Source organism: Flexivirga sp. G2 (assembly GCF_055397625.1).
In genome coordinates this window covers 123,276-142,164 of sequence record NZ_AP039676.1, presented here as the reverse complement: position 1 = coordinate 142,164, position 18,889 = coordinate 123,276, and the positions used below count along the sequence as shown (strand labels likewise).

Sequence of the window (18,889 nt, the reverse complement as noted above, 5' to 3'; positions counted from 1 at the left end):
GCTGACCCTTCGCAGAGACGATGATGCACGAGGTTGACGTCACCATTGCAACGGCGCCGGACCTCGAAACCCTCACATCCGTTGGTCTGTCCGAAGCTACGACTGTTGCCGTCGATGAGTGAGGCCGCACCAGCAGCAACTGGCTTCGTGGGCTGGTAGCGGTCGTGTTTGAGACCTGCACGGAGATGAGGGCGAACTGGGGCGTGGCCGCAACGGGCGTGACGACTGACGTCGGAGATGGCCCACTCATGTTGTTGGTGCCGACTGCCGGGAGGATCGAGGTCTTGACCTCCGTGGACCCGACATACAGGTGCCCAGGCTTGCGAGATGCGGCAGCCGTCGCCCGGCCGACCAGCTCAACCGTGGTCGCGGATGCAGGATCGGCTCCGATCGTCGCAAGAACGGTCGCACCCGGATGCTTGGGTCGAAGACCGGACGCCCACTTCCCCGACACTGGATCGAACGAGCGTTGGACCCCCTGCTTGAAGTTGGTCACCTCCCCGGGAAGTAGCGAGTCCCAGAACGGGACGTCTGTCGCTGCCGGGCTGCCATCGTTCAGCGGCAGCGCCTTCTCAGTGGCAACGTGGCCGAGTTTGTATGGGGCGGTAGTGGAAACACTCGCCGCTGCAATGCTGTCCACCCCACCCATCGTGGAGACAACGACCGGGCGATCCTGCACAACGGTGAGTCGAACCGTCTGACCAGTCGTGGGAATCATACTCGTGGGCAGTGCCGTGTACGTCGTCGCCGTCGGGCGTGCGGCGTCGAACGAGCCAACCGCTAGCTTGCTGGGTGACCCGTCATCTTGGGCGCTCTGCGAGGCGAGGAACCACACGCGTCCCGACGCCTGTACCGCCTGCACCTGGTCCTTGGGCGCCTGCCCCGGAATCGACACGTTCCAGTTCGACCCAGCCGTCTGCCACGTTCCGTTCGGTCGCATTCCGTGCGGCGTGCCCGGGTTGATGGAAACCGACGTATCGGACGCAGGCGCAGGTGAACTTGCTCCCGACGAGGCCGGGGGAGCGGCGGACGTGGTGCCGTTGGCGTGCTGTCCGCTGCTAGAACATGCTGCGGCAGCAAGACAGACCGCGGTTGCGGCGAATGCGGCTCGTATGGCGTGCGAGCGATGTGTAGTCACACCACCAGGATGCCTGCATCTGAGGCGAGTTCCTGGAAGGCGGTGGCCGGAATTGCGAACCGAGACAGCACCCGGCGGGCGCCCAACGTGCTTCGCTGGGCGCCCGCCGGGTGGTGGTTGCTCCGGTCAGACGTGCTTGCCGAGCCGCATCGAGACCGCGTCCTGGCCGAAAATCGACCGGGCCTCAGCACGGAGGGTGGGCAGGTCCTCGGGGACCGGACAGGAGTCAATCACTGAGGCAAGAGCGAACGTCTCGCCGAACCCAGCGTCAATGAAGCGCTTCGCGGCCAGCAGCTCACGCATGTTCGGAGCCCACACCGGTTCGCCACCGTCAGCAACAGCCTGGCGAGCTTTGAGTGCGAGGTTTCGCGCCAATGCAACGAACTTCTCCGGGACACCGAGCGATTCGGCAGCGTCGAAGTCGGTGTCGACCTCGATCTGCAACGGGAACCGAGACAAGATCGCTTCCGGCAGCGGCTTCCCGCCCAGGTTGCGGGGGTTGTAGGTGCCGATGACGTAGAACCCATCTGCGGCAGTGATCGGCTCCATGTCGGGGCGGTCGTCAATGCGGAGCACGCGACGGCCGTCAATTGCCGAGTGCAACACGGCCGACACTTCGTGGGGGAGGCGGTCGATCTCATCGGCAAGGAAGACGCGGCCCTCGCGCATCGCGACCGTAAGCGGCCCGTCTTGCCACCGGAAAGTGCCGTCGGGGTTCGGCATCCACGATCCGACGAGGTGCGAGACGGTGGTGTCGCCCGTGCACGAAAACATCACCAGGTCAGGGAAGGTGGCATCAGCCAGCGCAGTCTTGCCGGTGCCAGGCTCCCCGCGCAGCAGCGCATACATGGAACCGTCTCGTGCCCTGCGCAGTGCGGCGGCGTCGGTGTGCCCGACCAGGTCACGAGGCAGGTAGGTCTCACCGTTCGGTCGAGTCAGCACCTCCCCATCTGCCAAAACCAATGGCTGCGTACGGTCTTCGACCCGAACGCGCTGCCGGGCAGGTGCCCCGCCGTCTTCGACAGCAATCTCGTACGCGCGGCTCAGAGCGCGAACGCTTCGGTATGTCGCGTGGATCGAACCGTCGGCGTGCGATTCGAGGAAGTGGGAAAGGACTTCGGCGGCATCGTTCGCGGTCAGCCCATCGGGGACCGGAACCGCGCACGGGTCGATCGCGAACGTCTCGGTGGCGTGCGTGGTGAACGCGTGGACCGCGCGACTACCTTGACCTGCCGAGTTCGGCAGGTAGCTCCACGGGGAGTCAGTGGTCAACGCAGGTGCGGCAAAGTCTGCTGGGAGGGTGGCAATCAGGTATGAGCCATCAGGGAAGGCGAGCACGGCGGCCGTGCTGCTGTCGCTCTTTCGACTGACGAATCCGTGGAGGATCATGACTGGTGGGCCTTTCTGGTTCTGTGTAGCTCCGACGGTTCCCATACTGCCGGTGCCATACGACAGACGTAACCCCCGTTTAGCGCCTCCCGGGTGGCACCGAAAACGGGGCTACTAACTGTCACCACGCACTCATAGTCTTGTGGATGTCGGAACGCACCAGCAGCCACGAACTCGCGAGAGGCACCCGCAATGAAGACCACCGAGCAGAACGTCTGGGAGACACCGGACCACGACGACTGGGCCGGGTTGGCGTCTCGGATGCGCCCGTTTGTGAACAAGGTCTCCGAGCGTAAAGACCTGACCGTGCGGGTCACCCCCGACGTGGGCGCCCTCACGGACCCCGACCGTGCCCGGTCATTGGTGCCCGGCATGTTCATCCCGGCACTGGGCACTATCCGGTTCTCAGCGAACCGGATTCTGGCCCCGGGTGTTGATGAGCCGGGCACGATCGACCCCAGCTACCGGGCGGACCAGTGCGACTTCCCAGCGATGATGGGAGTCGCTGCACACGAGGCCGGGCATGCCGCGCACACGCGAGTGACCTTCCCGGACGGCACAGACGGCAGGGTGTGCTCGTGGGCGATGATGCTGGAAGAGCCCCGCATGGAGGGGCAGGTGCTCGCGCGTCGCCGAGAGCTGCGGTCATTCATGAAGATTTCGGCCAAGAAGCTCGTCACGGCTGATGGAAGCCTGCGGTTCCGCGCCCAGCCGAAGATTGACCCAGCAGAGTCCGCATTCCGTTGCGCGGTACTGCTTTTGGGCCGCTGGAAGGCAGGGGTGCTCTCGCAGGGCGACGTGCAGCGACTGCGCGAAGACATCGCAGCAGTGATCACCGATGAGGTTCTGCTGGAACTGGAATCGGCGTTGGAGCGTGCGGTCGTCCTGGCCGACGGCGACCAGGACGGACTGTTGGCCGCAGCTGCCGATGTGCTCGCGTTGCTTGACCGGTCCCCGGGACACGAAGACGAGGAAGAAGGCGACAGCGAGGACGAGGACGAGGACGGCGAGCAGCAGGGGCAGGGTGGCGGCGAGCCTGACCAGGGCGAAGGCAGCGACGGGGGGCAAGGCCAGGAACAGGGGTCGACCACCGCTGGTGATCACGGAGACCCGAGCAGCGACGACGGTTCCGCAGCTGGACCCGCGGGGACCAACCAGGACGGGTCCGCCAATGGAAACGCCCAGCAGATGCCGTGCGGATCATGGACAGACGGCGACCTCGACGGGGGACTGGAACCGACAGACGAGACCCCGGCCGTCGGCGGCGAGCTGGACAACGAAATTGCAGACAGCGCCGAAGATACGACGCACCAAACGGCCCAGGCCGCAGCCCAGGAGCTTGGTGAGGATTCCGCCAGCAAACCAGTGGCACCCTCCGCGCGTGCCCAGGCCGAGCAGGCAGCCGAGCGCGCTGCCCGATCCGAGGCGAACCGGCAGTGGGGGCGAGCGTGCGGCAGCACCGGAGCTGGCACCGTGTACGACGAAATGGCGCCCAGCGCCTCAGTTGTGGAACAGGCCCGTGCGTTGACTCGCGTGCTGCGCCGTAACCAGGCCCGGGCCGTCACCCGCACCACTCGCGCGACCGCGCTGCCCCCGGGCCGGATGCGCATGGGAGCCGAAGTGCAGCGCCGGGCGCAGATCGCAGCAAACACCGTGCCGACCGCCACCCCGTACCGGCAGACGCACCGCCGTGAGACGCCGAACCCGCCGCTGCTGGTCGGCTTCGCTGGGGACGTCAGCGGCTCGATGGGGCCTTGGCAGATGGTGACGGCAGAGTTGGCGTGGTCCCTTGCTCAGTCGACCCGCCACCTGGACGGCAAGATCGCTGCCGTTGCGTGGAACACCGCGCCGCACATGACGATGAAGCCCGGGCAGATACCCGCAAGGGTCCCGGTAGCACGATGCGAGGGTGGCTCCACCGGATGCCCGGCCGCTGTGGCGGCGCTCGACGCGGCGCTCGGGTTGTCTTACAACGAGCACGCCGCCCGGGTCCTGGTGATCGTCACAGACGGTGCTATCGGCGGAAGCCGGGCAGAGGTCATTGCCCGGGTGCGACGCCTGACAGCGCAGGGCGTCGCGGTGCTGTGGGTCACTCCGACCCCGGACCTGCTGTGCAAAGAAGCTACGAACGTGGTGCTCGCGAGCACGACGAAGTTCGGTGCCGTGATCGGTGCCGCGATCAGCGGCGTGCTCGCTGCCGCGTAGGGAACCTCCCTGGCGCGCCTGTCACGGGCCCACCACCTCGACCCTGAGAGACGGGATCGAGGTGGTGGGCCCGACGTGCAGTTATGCTGATCTGGCGCATAGCTGTCACACCGTCGTAACAACAGCGAGGTTCTGTCCAAATGAGTGATCGGGTCGACGCTGGCCAGGAGCAACCCGCGTGGCGTACACGCGCGATCGTCATTGCGTTTCTGGTGGTGGCCATCGCCGGGTGCTGGCTCATGTGGAAGTTCACAAGCGACGGCAATTCCGCGAAGACGAGCCCCACGAGCACGGCCACAGTCCCGGCGCCCGGACCCACTCAACCGACGGGGGTAGAAGCAGGCAGCACGGAGCCTCCTGCGCCGACGGGACAAGAGCAGCCACCGAATGCCACGTCTGCGCCCACCGGAGTTGCCAAATCGGATCGTGAAAACGTGCTCGGCCTCGCGCGAGAGTTCATGACCACGTACCTCACAGCCCAAGGCGAAGCCGACCGGCGAAAGTCGTTCGAGGGACTTGCAACCGCGGACCAAATCAACAGCCAGGCGATGGTGACTGGGTCGGTCATCCCGGACGCGACTATCAAGGGGAGCCCAGTCATCGACAACGCGGGCTCGGCGAGAGTGGGCGCACCAGTGGTGCGCGTGGACCTGTCCGATGGGGAGCGGTTCTACTTGGTATTGGAGTACGCCGAGAAGGCGGACTACGGGTGGTTGGTCTCGATGCAGCTGGATCAGCGTGGCTACGAAGGCGCCATCGGCACAAACGGACCATCTAAGACGTTCGCGCCGGGGGACTGATGCCTCTCCCGATCGCTCTGGCCGCGAAGAAGATCGGCCAGCAAGTCGTCAAGAAGGCGGTGAAGAAGACCGCCAAGAAGGCTGCGACAAAGCAGCCGAAGAAGAAGGGCACGTGGTGGAAGGTCGCTGCCTGCGTGGTTGTGCTGGGCATCATCGCGCAGCAGGTGACACTGAACATGATCCTGGGGATGGGTCAGATCATCGGCGGCATCGGAGCTGCCCAGGCCGCCGACACCCCGGATGATTGCTCACCGACAGGAGTCGTGCCGGTCAGCAACGAAGGCAGCAACGTCGCGACCGCGGTCAAGTACCTACAGGACGTCGGGCTGTCCCTTCCGCAGGCGGCCGGGATCATCGGAAACTTCCAGCAGGAGTCCGGCCCGAACCTCGACCCCACTGCCCGCAACTCCGGCGGATACCAGGGGATCGCGCAATGGGACCCGAACGACCGGTGGCCGAAGCTCGAAGCGTTCGTCGCCACCATCCACAAGAGCCCGACAACGATCGACGGCCAATTGCGTTATGTCGGATGGGAGTTGGGGTTCGCGAAGTGGTCTGGTCACCCGTCGCCATACAAGGCAGTCACCGCGAGCTTGAAGAAGACTTCCACCCCGGCTGCTGCGGCGAAGGTGTTCTTCGACAAGTACGAAGGCGCGGGCGACTCCACGCTGCCGAAACGCCAAGCCAACGCCGAGTCGGTCTACAACAAGTTCAAGAAACAGGCGGCAGGGGTGCAACCGGCTGATTTCAAGCAGAACCTGGCGGCCACAGACACCGTCGCCGACGAAAAGGTCTGTGACGGATCAGACGCGGGCGACGTCGGCGCCCTCCAAGCCACGGTGAAGAGCTACGCGTGGCCGACGTCGCACCCAGACGGGCACCTGGCGCAGACAGCCGGATACAGCAAGGCTGTCAAGACCGCGACCATCCAGGGCCGGTATGTCGGCCACATGCCCAACCCAACGCCGCCCAGCCGCCCGGACGGCGATGACTGCGGGGCGTTCGTCACCACGCTGATGGTCGACTCAGGATGGGACACGTCGTACAACCACAGCGCCAAGATCAGCGCGGGAGCTGGCAACACCACCACGCAAGAAGCCTGGTTGAAGAAGAACTGGAAGCCGCTCGGCGCAGCCTCCCAGCTGTCCATAAAGGACCTGCAACCCGGCGACGTCGGCATCTCCACCACTGGCGGTCTTCAACACACGTGGGTGTACGTGGGGAAGATCCCTGGGTTTCAAGGTGTGTTCGCGGAGGCATCCCAGGCTGGCGGCTCGATCATTGGCTACGCACCGCAGGCTCGGCAGAGCAGCAGCACCCTGTACGCGAACTTCTCAGGTGCTCACTACTACCGACGGAAAGCCCCTCCAGCGTCCTCCAAGTGGGTCAACCCCTTGAAGACACACCACGCCATCTCCTCGCCCTTCGGGTGGCGCAACAACCCCGGACAGGGCGGAAAGCACCTCTTCCACTACGGCGACGACATCCCCGTCCCGGTAGGCACCCCGATCGTCTCGGCATGCACGGGGAACGTCGTGTCAGAGAACGATGAGGTGGCGTGGGGCGGCTTCGTGACCACAGTCAGCTGCGGCGGTAACTGGTACACGCTCTATATGCACCAGTCCAAGTTCATCGCCAAGGTCGGTGACCATGTGAAGGCGGGCCAAAAGATCGGGCTGTCCGGCGGAAAGGCTGGTGCGATCGGATCGGGTGACTCGACAGGACCGCACCTGCATTTCCAAGTGCAGCGAGGAAGTGGCCAGGCCACGACGAAGACCGCCGTTGACCCAGCGCTGTTCATGGCACAGCGAGGAGCCCCGCTCTGACTCATCGTCGTCACGACTGCTGGCGAGGACCGGCGGTGACCCGATAAGCAACTATCGTGTGTGCGTATCGGAACACCAGGAGGTCAACCGATGGCGCATGAGACGAGCCGTGCCCTCCTTCAAGGGCCGCCCAGCAGCGGACTGCGCAGACTTATGGCGATCCCGGAGGGCTACGAGTTGGTGAGAGGCCGGGGCCGGTGCACGATGTGCGGGTTTCACGAGCCGACACAAGGACACCGAGACCACTGCCCCAACACCGGGCTGCCAGTCCCGGAGCACCGGTAATACCGGCATTTGAGGCTGTTTCAGAGGATTGCGTCGAGCAAGTCAGTGACCTGGCGAGTGGAGACCGTCCCCGCACGGTCGGTACTTACCCATTCGAGCAGTTCGTCCACCCAGATGATGCGCGGCTCGCGCTTGTCGCAGGAGGGGTGACCCAAGGTCAATCTCCACTGCCAGGCAGTGTCATCTCCGTCTGTGCGCCACAACGTGGCGGTGCGTCCGGTGAGAGCGTTGTGCGCTTCCCAGATCGCGGTTCCGCGGGCACGGTTCCAGCGGCTGAGGCGGACCGGGCCGATGTTGTGAACGCTCCCCGGGGCAGGTCGGCATGCGGTGCTCATCAGAGTGCTCCCTCAGCAGTCATCGGCGACTCGTAAGCGGGCGCGTGATCGTCGTCGGCGTCGTAGTCGAACCGGAGCTGGTCACGGCCAGGAATAACGTGGTGGGCGCCGCCGTCGGTGATGACCATGGGACTGCCGCAGGAGGAGCATTCGACGGGGATGCCCGCGCGGGCGAGGGTGAGGTCTCGCCAGTAGCTCATCGACTCGGCAGCGCCTGAGTTGTCGAGCCACTCGTCGTACCCGGGGAACTCGGCAGCCAGCCTCTCGATCTCCTCGCTGGTCAGTGGCCGATTCACATCTGCCGTAAGACTCTCGACAGTTTGGTAGGCGATCGCGACGTCATAAGCAGAGGCAAGGGCCTTGATTGCTGCGACAGGGGAGGGTTGGGTGGCGACCCAGTCCCTCACCGCGTCGGGGAGTTCGTGTGGATGTTCCATGTGAGTAGATCCGATTCGTGATTGTGAGGTTTCGCTGTTCGACGGATGTTCCGACAAAACTGACGATACTCGCATCCGTGCAACTCGGGTAGGGCCATCGTCGGGTGAGCGGTTGGCTGTCCGACTCCGTCCTGAGGGGCTTGAATATCGGGGTACCGGTCCCTCGAAAAACCACTAATGTGGTGTGAGTCGGAACAGCCAAGCGCACGGGCCAGTGAGGGAGAAACGTCATGAGTGTCGAGTTCATCGCCGAAATGGGCGAAGTCACCGGATACGAGGTGACCTGCGTGTGCGGGACAGCAGCGAACACTGTGCACACCGCCACCTATGCCGGTGCGGGCGCGGTGCTGGTCAAGGTTCGTGACGGCAACCACGACCTGGGCTGCGACCCCACCGCCTGCTTCGGGGACGGGGCACGCATCGAACTGCACCACCCCACCGAGGATTCACCGTCGGTGCGGCTGTCGTGCAGTAACGCAGCTCGTGTGCTGAACGCGCTCGGCTACGGCGACAACGAGAAGCCGGTCGGTGAAGCGGACGGCACCTTCGCAGACGCGTTCCAAGCGATGGCCGACATGTACTCGTGCGGTACCACCACGGCGGATGAGTTCATCGGCCGTGTGCTGATCGCCGAAGCGATCTACCCCAGCAATGACGGGGCCGCAGCCGAGAGCATCACGTTGCACGGTGGTGGCACTGTGGTCGCGCCCGAGCGCGGGGACACGTACATGACGGAGGTGCTGGCGCACCTGCACAGGGTCGCCGAGTACGCGCAGGAGCACCACGCGAACGTGACGTGGGGCTGACCGGTAATGGGACAGGAGCAGACTTTGGCGACCGTGCAGACCATGGCTCGATGCGAGCAGTGCGACACCATCTGGGCATCCGACGAGTTGGAACGGTGCTACGAGTGCGGCACGTGCGGCGAACGGTCCTTGGAGCGCCGCTGCGAGCAGTGCAACCGCTTCATGGGCCGTGCTGACGAGGACGGATGCCCCGAATGTGCGGGGGAGTGCCATGACGTCGAAGCCGTGCAAGAGGCCGACGGCGGATGGGTGCTTGCCGAGGACTACGACCCCAGCGAAACCTCCGCGGAACGGACCCAGCGGCAGGCGGCCGATGCGAAGGACCGAGCTGCACAGAAGCGTGCCGCGTTCGAGGCCACGCTCACCACGCACCCGTGGTCCGAAGTGAAGGCAGGGTGGTCCGTGGCCGATGAGGAGCCGCCGTCATACGACCCGGAAGCGACATGGTTGATCCGGTACGTCAGCCGCAACCCAGCAGGGGACATCGTCGTCGTCCGAACCACCGCTCACGGGTCCATGGAATACATCGACGTACACCGCCCCGAGGACACCGTGCGCGTCGCAACCGATGATGAGACCGCCGCGGAACCGTACGGGCTGATCGTGCGTGACCCCGATGGGGTCGACCCGATGGCGGACACCCGCAGCCGATGCACCTACGAGGTCAACATCGGACCCGGAACCTCTGACGTGTCGGGGATTCCGCTGCTGACCCTGGTCGCTACCTTCGGAAATCTGAGCATGCAAGTTGGCGTATGGCACGACCCCGCAGTCGCCGCGCACGCTCTCGACCAGCTCGCCGACGCAGCAACCGCCCTTGCCGAATCCGACGGGTCCGAACCCGTGCCCGAACCATCAGCAGTCGTCGGCCGTCGCGTGTGGACCGACATGCGCAACGTCGAACCACTGCACGTGGCCGTGAAGAAGCCCACGCACACCGATCGGCCCGGGGCTCACGTGCTCATGCTGCGCCGTGACAACCGCATCGAACAGGTCGGCAACGGCCACGCCCTACTTGCTGCGATCGGAACAGCCCGCTCAGTCCTCGACCAGCTGACCATGACACCCAAAGCCACGTGACGAGGAGACCCACGAATGAACTCACCCGGCAACGACACTGGCCAACCCAGATCAGGACACCCCGCCCTGCCAGCAACAACCCGACACTTCCACGGGCACACGGTGAAAGTCGTGACCGAAGGCACCGTGACAGCCACCGGCGGCGGACTGACGATCCGGTGGCGACAAGACGGTGCCCTGTTCAACATCGAGGGCAGTGTCCGGAGCCTGAGGGACGCTCAGACCACATGGAAGACCGGCGCGAGTATCGCAGGCTACGAAGGCTTCACAGTGCCACTCAGGGACGACGAGACCGCCCGACTGACGACGCTCGGTGTCACAGCGCCGAGTCTCGCAACGTCGTTCCGCGACATGGAGAGGAGTAGCTGATGGACGGATTCGATGACCACCTGGACAACTACGGTGACCCGGGGCCGGGCAACGCCTATGGGCCGGGAAACAACCGAACCCCGACAGACACTGAACGGGACCACCTGCAACGCCTGCGGTTCGCCTGGCTGGACGCACGCATCGCCTCCGGCGCCGACGAGGCAGACCCGGCGGTTGACCGGGCGTGGGACGAGTGGGTCGACTACGTCGAAGCGCACGACCTGAACTACACCGAGTACGACCCGCGTAACACACACAGTCCGCAGTGGGAGGACCCGCGCTGAATCAACCCATGCTCTGAAAGGACGGGATACCTCATGGTGAAGACGTTGAAACTGCGCGACATGCTCGCAGCCAGTGACGCGATCGGCCTCGACCTCGACCGGTGCACCGAAGGCGGCAACCTCTACGCCTGGCACACAAGCGACGACGATGTCCTATACATCGGAAAGGCCGCGTCGAATAAGCGCCACGACGAAGAGGATTCGTGGGTGGAGCTCGACCACACGGAGCGAATCTACTCGGGCTTCATTCCCCTCATCAGAGCGAACAAGGGCGTGAAGCAAAGGCTGAACTACGAACCAGAACGGTTCGACCCACAGAAGACCTGGGCAGTCCTGGATCGCCATCAATGGGAGGGGCCAGCGCTTGACACGCTCCGCGCGGCTCTGACGGACGGGTATACACCGACCGTTGAGAACGTTGAGCAGTTCCTGATCCGGGTAGCTGTCCGATGCGGTGCACTGATCGGCAACTCCCGCGACGCGTCGCAGTGGGAAGCACCCATTGGGAAGGTCACTGACACGCTGGCGCATCAAGCCGTCCTCACTCTCGGGGGCGACCCGGAGACGCAGCCCCCGCCACCGGTTGGTTAGACCGCAAACCCCCCTGCCCCCACCCAACATCTCTCCGTAGTGTCGTAGCTGTCGGAACAACAGACAGCACAACCAGGAGAGGATGCACAGGGCATGGAAGAGTACGAGGTTCAGGTTTGGGGATGCGGATGGGCAACCGTCGCAGACAAGTTCGACAGCTGGAATGCCGCCCACGCCTTCATGCAGTCTCTGATCGGACTACGGCGCGACGGCGCGACGGCGCTCCGCCTCGTCACCCGAGGGGACGTGGAGCACTGATGAATCGCCAAGCACCCAAGGCCCCCGTGCGAGACCACCAAGCCTTGACGGACCGGTTGGCTGACGCGGCGGTCGCGTCGCTTGGGATACCCCCCGTGAATGGCGTACGACCCGCTGACCCGCTACGGGAAATCGTCACCGGGGAAGACACCAGCCCAGCGCCCAAGGACCTCCTACACGCCGCGGAGTGCGTCGTCGGGCACGAGATTGTCGGCACCGAGCTACGCAGTGGCGGTAACCACTGGGTCAACAACGCCCGAGTACGGGCAGAGCTGCGCCGGTGGGCGGTCCGATCACAGCCCTCGGAGGGCCACGCAATGGACCAGTGCGTGACCATTCCGGCAGGGAGCGTGCGCTCCGGGGATCGCATCGTCCCGCAGGACGACTTCGGCCACGGCATCGTCACCAATCACAGGCATATCGGCAGTGAAGGCCGGGTCGTGACGATCAACCTTGACGACGTATGTCACGGGACCGGTCACCAACTCGTGCTCTCCTGCGACACCGGACTTCCGGTCCTACTGACGGCGAACGATCCCCGCCGACCCTGACTCACGGGGGACCGGAACGGCACTCATGGCGCGCCATGGGTGCCGTCGTCGTAACACCGCAGGTATCACCGAGAGTGGACCGCTGCCGCGGTTAGTCTGACCGGATGAAACGCCGCGCGCGCCCGCGTCGCCGCGCCAAAGCGCCCGCGACACCCCAAGACCAGTTCACCCCTGAGCCGGGGGAAAGGCTGTGGGTGCTCGACGTCCCTTATGGGCAACCCGCGCCTGGTGCTCGATGGAACAAGTCGTTGGGCGTGACGATGTACTGCGGCCGGTCACTGCCTGTGGAACTGTCCGGGTACCGATCCCGGCAGTACACGTTTGAACGGTTCGTGGAGGACACCATCAACTCCGACCGACAACCACCGGAGCCAGCACGCAGTATGTCGCCGAGGACCCTGCAAGTGGAGGCTGCCCGGGCGATCGCCCGGCACGCCGCAGCTGGTGGCCCGATCTTCCTGTTGGCGGACGACACTGGCGTGGGGAAGACCCTGTCTGCCGTCATCGGCGCGAAGACCGCGGCCTCATTGCGCAAAGGGACACGAATCCTGGTGGTGGCCGACCGGCCAGCCGCCATCACCATCCCTGCATGGACGAGCACAATCGCCGCAGCGGGCGATGGCGGACTGACGTGGTGCGTCATCACCTGGGACCGGCTCGCGAAAGCGAAGAAGCACTCTTGGGACATCATCATCGGTGACGAATGCCAGGCCGTTCGACACCAGACAACGAAGCGCTGGGCCAAATGGGCGACGTTGTCCGGCGCAGCACGAAAGACCGACCGGCCGTACCAAATCCTCGCGTCAGCCACGCCCGGACACTCACCACTCGAACTGGGCTACCTTGGCGCGGCATTCGCGCATGCCACCGGGGAAGACCACCGCGAATGGAACAACGACTACACCGGCCAGCTGCGTCGTCACGGATTCCATTTCGACAAGTCGGAGTGGACCAAGAACGCCCGGGCTCGCCGCGCCGATGTGAAGCAGATCAACGCGTGGCTCACCGAGGGCCCCGCCCCCGCAACGATCCACCGCGAAGCGCCTTGGGGTCCGGTACCCCTGTCCGGGATGACCGTCCGGTTGACACCGCCCCAACGAGCCCAATACGACCAGGAATGGGGCGAGTTCAGAGAAGCCATGAACCTCGCCCGTCGCGGGAAGGACATCGCGAAGGGCCGAGCCGCAGTGCTTCGGTTCCGGCAGAAGGCGGGGCTGCTGCGCGTGCAGCAAACAGCGGAGTGGGTCGCGGCGCAGGTGGACGCCGGGCGGCAGGTAGCGGTCTCTGTCCAATATGTCGAGACCGCAGCCGACCCTCTAGTGGACGCACTCACTGGGCTCGGGATGCAGGTCGCGCGCATTTACGGGCAGGGCCGGTTCGATCCGGAGCATGAACGGTTACGGTTCCAGACAGGGGTCGCACCGGTTGTGGTGTTCACAGTCACCGCGTCGATCAACCTGCACGCCAATGAACTCCTACAGGACGGCCAGCAAGCCACCAGCACCCCACGCGTCGGGGTCTTCCACCAAGCCAGGTACTCCGGCATCCAAGCTCGTCAGGTGTGCGGACGCACTCACCGCGACCACCAAGTCTCGCCGTGGCATGTGATGTACGCCGAGGACACGATCGAGGAAAGGGTTGCCCGCCTCATGATCGAGCGGTTCGCTGCGGCCACGGACCTCGTCGGTGGCGACACCACATTGCTGTCCAAGATCGCGCGACTGCTCGGGGCAGATTGGTTACCCAAGGACGCCCTCGACCCCGAGTAGCAACGAACCCGGGTTACGCCGCGACGCAACGCCCCTAACGTGGGTGGTGTCGGAACTACACCACACGAAGAGGGCGCCGCGATGACCAACCAGAGGAAGAAGCATCAACTCCCGGAAGTGCGAGTTGGGGACCGCGTGATGGCCGGTGTGTATGACACGCGCACGCGCCGACCTACGACTGCACCGGCCACCGTCACTGCCGACCCGGTCCCGTTTGAAGCCATTGTCGGCGGATGGAACGCATACGTGCCCGTGACCTTTGACGACCCGCACTACAGCGACCGCCAGATGACATATCTGCGGGACTGCGCCCCCATCACGAATCAGTCTCCTACGGGATAAACCCCACTGGTCGGGGTGTGTCGAGGGTGGTTGTGTTGTTCCTGTCGGAACACCACAGCTAATCTTCGAGGATCACCATGAGAGACATGAGTGCCGTGCTCGCGCAAGTCTGTGCTGCCGGAATCCCTGCGACCATGGAACACACGGGCGGCGGGAACTGGGCAATCGCCACGGGCGAATACGACCAAACCGCAGAGCGATTCACGGGGACGTTCACGGGCCCCGTCATTGCACGCGGCGGCGGCTTCGTGGCATGGCGCGAAGAGTGCTACAGCGGACGGGACTTCGGCCCCGATGGAGGCGAAGCCTTCACTGTCCCTGCCACGTGGTCGGACGCAGCGCTGGCGCGGCACATCATCGCCCTTCACCACACGCTTTGCGGGGTGGCAGACCGGTGACACCAGAACGCGCGGCTCACCAACGCAGGGCGTATGCCCACACGTCGAAATCGGATGAGACTCACATGACTAAAACCAGCGCCTCGGGGACCACTTTCGAAGTCCTCTCAGACGCCGACAAGCTCGCCAGTTTCGTACAGGCCGTCGCCTGCTACCTCACGGGGTGGGAGGCGACAGCCAGCAGCCGATACGAAGCTGTCCTCGCCCACGACGACTTGGGCGCCATCACGATCCAAATTGACGGGTGGGGAGTCCAGGCAGGTAGGCGCATTACCGCCAACTGGGTCAGCACCGACCCGTCAATCAGCGACTCCCTCGGATACCAAGCTAGGTTGCGTGGAATCGGCGCGACCGTTGCGACTGGACCGAAGAAGGTCGCTGCGCAGATCAGGCGCCGCCTTATCGCAGAGATTCCCGAGAAGCTGCGTGAGGCGTACATGCGACGAGATGAGCGCGATGCCGAGCACTACGCCCGGGCCGACATCATCGACACGATCGTGGCCGCGATGCCAGATGGCGAACGAACCTCCGCCACAGGAAGATTCGTTGCCACGGCGGCACCAGAAGACCAACGGGAGCATGACAGATTCCGGGCGCGACGAAGCCTGTCCGACACCGTGCCCCGGCGCCGAGCCGTCTTCGAGGTTGGTACGGACTTTGTCCCAGGGAAGCGCGCGGTGTCGGTGAACCTCGAATACCTCACACCCGACCAGGCTCGTCGTGTCGCCATGTTGGTTGGGCAGTTCTAGACGCCAAAAACAGGGGTTACGGGAGTTCTAATGATCCGTAATGTTGTGGGTGTCGGAACACCAGCAGCAACGGAGGACATCATGCGAACTACTTACCCGGCCAGCATCCGCCAGATGAACTACCTGAGCGACCTCATGGGCCGCGTTCCCAACTGGGAGAACACTGTCGACGCCGAAGACCTCGCAACGCTCAACACCTACCGTGCTGGCGATGGGCACATGGACGGGCAGACGGCATCCCGCATGATCAGCGCGCTGTCAGCCGCCGCACCGACACGCACGGCGCGCCGCACTCACAGCCGAGAGCAGCAGGCAGGTCGACGTGAGGCGAAGCCCGGGTTCTACGTCGTGGACGGCACCGTCTACCGGGTCAAGACCAACAAGGCAGGGACGCACACCTACGCCGAACGTCTGACGGTCGCCGACCACCACGGCTCTTGGACATACGCGCCCGGGGTCGGCCGCGACATGGCCGCAGACGGGCTAGCGCCCCTCACAGTCGAAGAGGCAGCCCGCATGGGCCACCACTACGGGGTGTGCGTGGTCTGCGGTCGTGAGCTGACCGACGCCAAGTCAGTGGAACGGGGGATCGGTCCGGTCTGCGCGAAGAAGCTCACCCCCGCAACCAACGTCAACCTCGCGAAGAGCACGAAGACTGAGGCCCGCCGACCGGGTAGGGCGCAGCGGCAGAAAGACTACGAGGCCGCGCGCGCCGAGCTGGTTGCGACGTACGCGACGAAGGCTGCCATGCACGGCCCGGACGCGTGGGACAACTTCGGCGAGGACGACATGGCACTCGTGGACAGCTTCGACCTGCTCTGACAGCGCTCCGTCGAGGTGTCACCCCTACCCGCAATGATGAAGATGCGACCCCGCGCAAGGGAGGGTGCGCGGTTCCCGAACTCAACAGTGTCGTCCTCACACGGTGCAGCACCTGCCCCGTAACGTGGACCAACAGCAGCCAGTAAGGCACCCGTTCCGCCCTCCTCCCCCCTGTGCGGGGCCGGGACTTGCTGGCTCGGCCCGGGCGCCGCCCTTGCTCCCTCCCCTGTGAGCACGCGGCGCCCGGGCCCCTTTTATGTCCCAGGAGGCTGTCCGCCGAGCCGCGGCAGCGTCCCGCCTCCCCGATGATGTACGTGATTGGCACATAAGTGCCCCATATGAGGTAGATGCCCGGAACGGTGCCCACTGTCGCAGAAACCCCACTCCCACCCGTCGGTGCCGACCCGTAATGTCTTCCATGTCGGAACGCAGAGCACATCCACCCGGAGGAACAGACCATGAGCATCATCCAGCCCTCGAACGCAACGACCACCGATGACTTCTGGGGAGAACCGATCCACGTTCACACCCGCGAGCAGGCCATCGCTGACGGACAGCTGATCGACCACTCGCAGCTTGCGAGGGAGTACGGCATCAAGTGGCCGGTCGCGTTGACGGCAGCCGCGCACGTTGACTTGGTGGCGTGGGACGAGGCCGCGCAACAGAAAGACATGTGCCAGGACGAGACCGGCAGAGCCTGGGACGTGCTGACGATCCTCAAGTTCAGCCTTCAACGTTTGTGCACACAGGCACAGCAGGACGGCTCGGCACGTATCGAAACGCACGTGTACCGAGTGCCCCCGACCGGCGAGAGCGTCGAAGCAGAACAGACGCCGATGAGTCTGCACCTCGGCATGGACGAGCACGGTGCGCCGTGCCTCACCGTGATGCTCCCCAGCGAGGACTGAGCGGCACGAACACCAGGAGGCACCGCACCCCGGATTCGGGGTGCGGTGCCTCCTGATTTCCCCGGTAGCTGCCGGGATGTCATGCAACGGTTCGAAAAAGCACCGAAGGTCGACGGCCGGGCCTGTAGAAATCAAATACGACGACCGTGCACACTATGTACTGACAGACCTTGTGTCGTCGCCAGTGTGCGAACAGCACCACGTGTAGCCGCGCGTAACGCCCGGTGGCCCGTGGGGCTGTCCGGGCAACCGACTGGTGCAAGGGCCGTCGCCTCAATCAAGAACCCGATCATCAAGGAGTGACCCTGGTGGAAACGTTGACCATTCAGGAAGTCGCGGACCGGTTTGGGGTGACCGAGAAGACACTGGTCCGACGCGTCGAAAAGGGAAAGGTTTCGGCCCCAACCAAGTTCGTGCGGGGCAAGACGAACAACCCTCGATGGGACGCATCGGCATTGGACTCCCCGCCGCCATCCGCCCCAGCCGGTGTGCGCATGAGTCGCGAACGGCACCTCACACAGCTGCTCGATGAGGCACGCCTGTGGTCCTGGCAGCATGACGGCAAACTGATCGTGCAAACCGCGACGGGGCGAGTGCAGAACGGGCGAGCTTTCCCGCTGGGTTTGCGAGTCTCCGCGCTGCGTACGCAGCACCGGGCCGGGCGAGTGCCAGCAGAGTTCGTTACCGCGTTCGAGGCGATCCCAGGGTGGACCTGGAACCCGTGGGACACCGAGTGGAACGCTCGATTCGATGATGTAGCAACGCGATACCCCGACCGCTTCACCGACGCGGACCGATCGTGGCTGTCCGTGCAGCGGCAGCGCTTCGAGCGGTTGCAGCCGTCGTGGCAGGAACGGTTCCTGGACTACCCGGAGATGCTGCACCCAGTGCGGGTCTCCCCAGTGCAGGAGTTCGTTGAGGCCGCGCAGCAGTGGCTGGCGGAAAGCCCAGATCACGCCAGCCTGTTCTCGTTGCCGTTTTCAGCGAAAGTGATGCGAGGCGAGAACGATCCCTACCCAGTAGGCCGCCGCGCCACGTATTACCGTCGCCGGTATGCAGGTTTGGAGGGGTACAACCCGATGTCCGCTGAGGACGTGGAGCTGATCGAGTCATTGCCTGGTTGGACATGGGAGATGAGCCCGAGTCACGTTGCTGCACAGTCTCATCGCCGTGGCAAGAAGGCACCGGCTCGAACCAAGTAGAACTCGTACGTGTCGAGGAAGGGCCCCGCCAATGCTCATTGGCGGGGCCCTTCCTCACGCGTGGCGACTTGCTGGTCCTCAGGTGTTCAGCAGCCGGTCGCGCTCATCAAGGACGTGCAACGCCGTCCCCGCCGCACGGTTCTCGTGATGCGACCAATGGTGTGCGCAGAACAGTAACTCTGCCCCGGCAGGCGGAAATGTCGCTGCGACAAATGCCTGTGCCCCGCACCTGTCGCACCGGTCGAGGTTCGTGAGTTGACGATCAGTCGGTGCAGGTGCGGTGATGGCCATGGGGTTGCTCCTTCGGTGGGGTATACGGGGGTGATCCGACAAAGACCACGTTAG

At 64.6% G+C, this 18,889-nt stretch carries 20 protein-coding genes; 16 read left to right on the top strand and 4 right to left on the bottom strand.

Annotation, left to right across the window (positions count from 1 at the left end):
• Positions 1-1,264 precede the first annotated feature (1,264 nt).
• Positions 1,265-2,410, bottom strand: a complete 1,146-nt coding sequence (locus ACZ50J_RS22490; RefSeq protein WP_464301463.1) for an ATP-binding protein — start codon at positions 2,408-2,410, stop codon at positions 1,265-1,267.
• Positions 2,411-2,719: 309 nt separating this feature from the next.
• Here ACZ50J_RS22490 and ACZ50J_RS22485 point away from each other — a divergent pair, with 309 nt between their 5' ends.
• The 3 genes from ACZ50J_RS22485 (at position 2,720) to ACZ50J_RS22475 (ending at position 7,358) form a co-directional block, all read left to right on the top strand.
• Positions 2,720-4,732, top strand: coding sequence for a VWA domain-containing protein (locus tag ACZ50J_RS22485; protein ID WP_464301462.1), 2,013 nt, complete (start codon positions 2,720-2,722; stop codon positions 4,730-4,732).
• A gap of 140 nt (positions 4,733-4,872) precedes the next feature.
• Positions 4,873-5,532 carry a hypothetical protein gene (locus ACZ50J_RS22480; RefSeq protein WP_464301461.1) on the top strand — a complete coding sequence of 220 codons (660 nt, stop codon included), beginning with the start codon at positions 4,873-4,875 and terminating at the stop codon, positions 5,530-5,532.
• On the top strand, positions 5,532-7,358 hold the full coding sequence (locus tag ACZ50J_RS22475; protein WP_464301460.1) for a phage tail tip lysozyme: 1,827 nt from the start codon (positions 5,532-5,534) through the stop codon (positions 7,356-7,358). The genes ACZ50J_RS22480 and ACZ50J_RS22475 overlap by 1 nt, the downstream gene beginning before the upstream one ends.
• Positions 7,359-7,663: 305 nt before the next feature.
• On the opposite strand, the gene ACZ50J_RS22470 is transcribed toward ACZ50J_RS22475, so the two are convergent.
• Positions 7,664-7,978 (bottom strand): hypothetical protein, encoded by a 315-nt coding sequence (locus ACZ50J_RS22470; RefSeq protein WP_464301459.1) that lies wholly within the window; start codon positions 7,976-7,978, stop codon positions 7,664-7,666.
• Positions 7,978-8,415, bottom strand: a complete 438-nt coding sequence (locus ACZ50J_RS22465; RefSeq protein WP_464301458.1) for a hypothetical protein — start codon at positions 8,413-8,415, stop codon at positions 7,978-7,980. Before ACZ50J_RS22465 ends, ACZ50J_RS22470 begins: the two co-directional genes overlap by 1 nt.
• Before the next feature lie 230 nt (positions 8,416-8,645).
• Between ACZ50J_RS22465 and ACZ50J_RS22460 the strand changes: the two genes are divergently transcribed.
• The 13 genes from ACZ50J_RS22460 (at position 8,646) to ACZ50J_RS22400 (ending at position 18,544) form a co-directional block, all read left to right on the top strand.
• Complete coding sequence (locus ACZ50J_RS22460; protein ID WP_464301457.1) at positions 8,646-9,221, top strand: hypothetical protein; 576 nt, start codon at positions 8,646-8,648, stop codon at positions 9,219-9,221.
• A gap of 42 nt (positions 9,222-9,263) precedes the next feature.
• On the top strand, positions 9,264-10,301 hold the full coding sequence (locus tag ACZ50J_RS22455) for a hypothetical protein (RefSeq protein ID WP_464301456.1): 1,038 nt from the start codon (positions 9,264-9,266) through the stop codon (positions 10,299-10,301).
• A gap of 111 nt (positions 10,302-10,412) precedes the next feature.
• On the top strand, positions 10,413-10,670 hold the full coding sequence (locus tag ACZ50J_RS22450; protein WP_464301455.1) for a hypothetical protein: 258 nt from the start codon (positions 10,413-10,415) through the stop codon (positions 10,668-10,670).
• Positions 10,670-10,954: a hypothetical protein gene (locus ACZ50J_RS22445; protein ID WP_464301454.1), complete on the top strand. Its 285-nt coding sequence runs from the start codon at positions 10,670-10,672 to the stop codon at positions 10,952-10,954. The genes ACZ50J_RS22450 and ACZ50J_RS22445 overlap by 1 nt, the downstream gene beginning before the upstream one ends.
• A 33-nt stretch (positions 10,955-10,987) precedes the next feature.
• Positions 10,988-11,545: a hypothetical protein gene (locus ACZ50J_RS22440; RefSeq protein WP_464301453.1), complete on the top strand. Its 558-nt coding sequence runs from the start codon at positions 10,988-10,990 to the stop codon at positions 11,543-11,545.
• A gap of 93 nt (positions 11,546-11,638) precedes the next feature.
• Positions 11,639-11,803 carry a hypothetical protein gene (locus ACZ50J_RS22435; protein ID WP_464301452.1) on the top strand — a complete coding sequence of 55 codons (165 nt, stop codon included), beginning with the start codon at positions 11,639-11,641 and terminating at the stop codon, positions 11,801-11,803.
• Between the two features lie 329 nt (positions 11,804-12,132).
• Positions 12,133-12,354 carry a hypothetical protein gene (locus ACZ50J_RS22430; protein WP_464301451.1) on the top strand — a complete coding sequence of 74 codons (222 nt, stop codon included), beginning with the start codon at positions 12,133-12,135 and terminating at the stop codon, positions 12,352-12,354.
• 404 nt (positions 12,355-12,758) lie between these two features.
• Entirely contained in the window at positions 12,759-14,123 is a 1,365-nt protein-coding gene (locus ACZ50J_RS22425; RefSeq protein WP_464301450.1) for a DEAD/DEAH box helicase, read from the top strand.
• 428 nt (positions 14,124-14,551) lie between these two features.
• On the top strand, positions 14,552-14,863 hold the full coding sequence (locus tag ACZ50J_RS22420; protein WP_464301449.1) for a hypothetical protein: 312 nt from the start codon (positions 14,552-14,554) through the stop codon (positions 14,861-14,863).
• 65 nt (positions 14,864-14,928) lie between these two features.
• The gene (locus tag ACZ50J_RS22415) at positions 14,929-15,612 is read left to right on the top strand and encodes a hypothetical protein (RefSeq protein WP_464301448.1); all 684 of its coding nucleotides are present in this window, start codon (positions 14,929-14,931) and stop codon (positions 15,610-15,612) included.
• Between the two features lie 81 nt (positions 15,613-15,693).
• Positions 15,694-16,434 carry a DUF6011 domain-containing protein gene (locus tag ACZ50J_RS22410; protein WP_464301447.1) on the top strand — a complete coding sequence of 247 codons (741 nt, stop codon included), beginning with the start codon at positions 15,694-15,696 and terminating at the stop codon, positions 16,432-16,434.
• A 458-nt stretch (positions 16,435-16,892) separates the two neighbouring features.
• Complete coding sequence (locus ACZ50J_RS22405) at positions 16,893-17,342, top strand: DUF6573 family protein (RefSeq protein ID WP_464301446.1); 450 nt, start codon at positions 16,893-16,895, stop codon at positions 17,340-17,342.
• 494 nt (positions 17,343-17,836) lie between these two features.
• Positions 17,837-18,544, top strand: coding sequence for a hypothetical protein (locus ACZ50J_RS22400; protein ID WP_464301445.1), 708 nt, complete (start codon positions 17,837-17,839; stop codon positions 18,542-18,544).
• 78 nt (positions 18,545-18,622) lie between these two features.
• Here the strand turns inward: ACZ50J_RS22400 and ACZ50J_RS22395 are convergent, their stop codons facing one another.
• Positions 18,623-18,835 (bottom strand): DUF7455 domain-containing protein, encoded by a 213-nt coding sequence (locus ACZ50J_RS22395; RefSeq protein WP_464301444.1) that lies wholly within the window; start codon positions 18,833-18,835, stop codon positions 18,623-18,625.
• Between the last annotated feature and the right edge of the window lie 54 nt (positions 18,836-18,889).

What these genes read in the sequence shown, in the direction of transcription:
- ACZ50J_RS22455 (WP_464301456.1), top strand. Translation starts at nt 9,264, where the DNA reads ATGGCTCGATGCGAGCAGTGCGACACCATCTGGGCATCCGACGAGTTG.
- ACZ50J_RS22395 (WP_464301444.1), bottom strand. Translation starts at nt 18,835, where the DNA reads ATGGCCATCACCGCACCTGCACCGACTGATCGTCAACTCACGAACCTC.
- ACZ50J_RS22415 (WP_464301448.1), top strand. Translation starts at nt 14,929, where the DNA reads ATGACTAAAACCAGCGCCTCGGGGACCACTTTCGAAGTCCTCTCAGAC.
- ACZ50J_RS22435 (WP_464301452.1), top strand. Translation starts at nt 11,639, where the DNA reads ATGGAAGAGTACGAGGTTCAGGTTTGGGGATGCGGATGGGCAACCGTC.
- ACZ50J_RS22420 (WP_464301449.1), top strand. Translation starts at nt 14,552, where the DNA reads ATGAGTGCCGTGCTCGCGCAAGTCTGTGCTGCCGGAATCCCTGCGACC.
- ACZ50J_RS22445 (WP_464301454.1), top strand. Translation starts at nt 10,670, where the DNA reads ATGGACGGATTCGATGACCACCTGGACAACTACGGTGACCCGGGGCCG.
- ACZ50J_RS22475 (WP_464301460.1), top strand. Translation starts at nt 5,532, where the DNA reads ATGCCTCTCCCGATCGCTCTGGCCGCGAAGAAGATCGGCCAGCAAGTC.
- ACZ50J_RS22480 (WP_464301461.1), top strand. Translation starts at nt 4,873, where the DNA reads ATGAGTGATCGGGTCGACGCTGGCCAGGAGCAACCCGCGTGGCGTACA.
- ACZ50J_RS22440 (WP_464301453.1), top strand. Translation starts at nt 10,988, where the DNA reads ATGGTGAAGACGTTGAAACTGCGCGACATGCTCGCAGCCAGTGACGCG.
- ACZ50J_RS22410 (WP_464301447.1), top strand. Translation starts at nt 15,694, where the DNA reads ATGCGAACTACTTACCCGGCCAGCATCCGCCAGATGAACTACCTGAGC.
- ACZ50J_RS22465 (WP_464301458.1), bottom strand. Translation starts at nt 8,415, where the DNA reads ATGGAACATCCACACGAACTCCCCGACGCGGTGAGGGACTGGGTCGCC.
- ACZ50J_RS22460 (WP_464301457.1), top strand. Translation starts at nt 8,646, where the DNA reads ATGAGTGTCGAGTTCATCGCCGAAATGGGCGAAGTCACCGGATACGAG.
- ACZ50J_RS22405 (WP_464301446.1), top strand. Translation starts at nt 16,893, where the DNA reads ATGAGCATCATCCAGCCCTCGAACGCAACGACCACCGATGACTTCTGG.
- ACZ50J_RS22485 (WP_464301462.1), top strand. Translation starts at nt 2,720, where the DNA reads ATGAAGACCACCGAGCAGAACGTCTGGGAGACACCGGACCACGACGAC.
- ACZ50J_RS22470 (WP_464301459.1), bottom strand. Translation starts at nt 7,978, where the DNA reads ATGAGCACCGCATGCCGACCTGCCCCGGGGAGCGTTCACAACATCGGC.
- ACZ50J_RS22400 (WP_464301445.1), top strand. Translation starts at nt 17,837, where the DNA reads ATGAGTCGCGAACGGCACCTCACACAGCTGCTCGATGAGGCACGCCTG.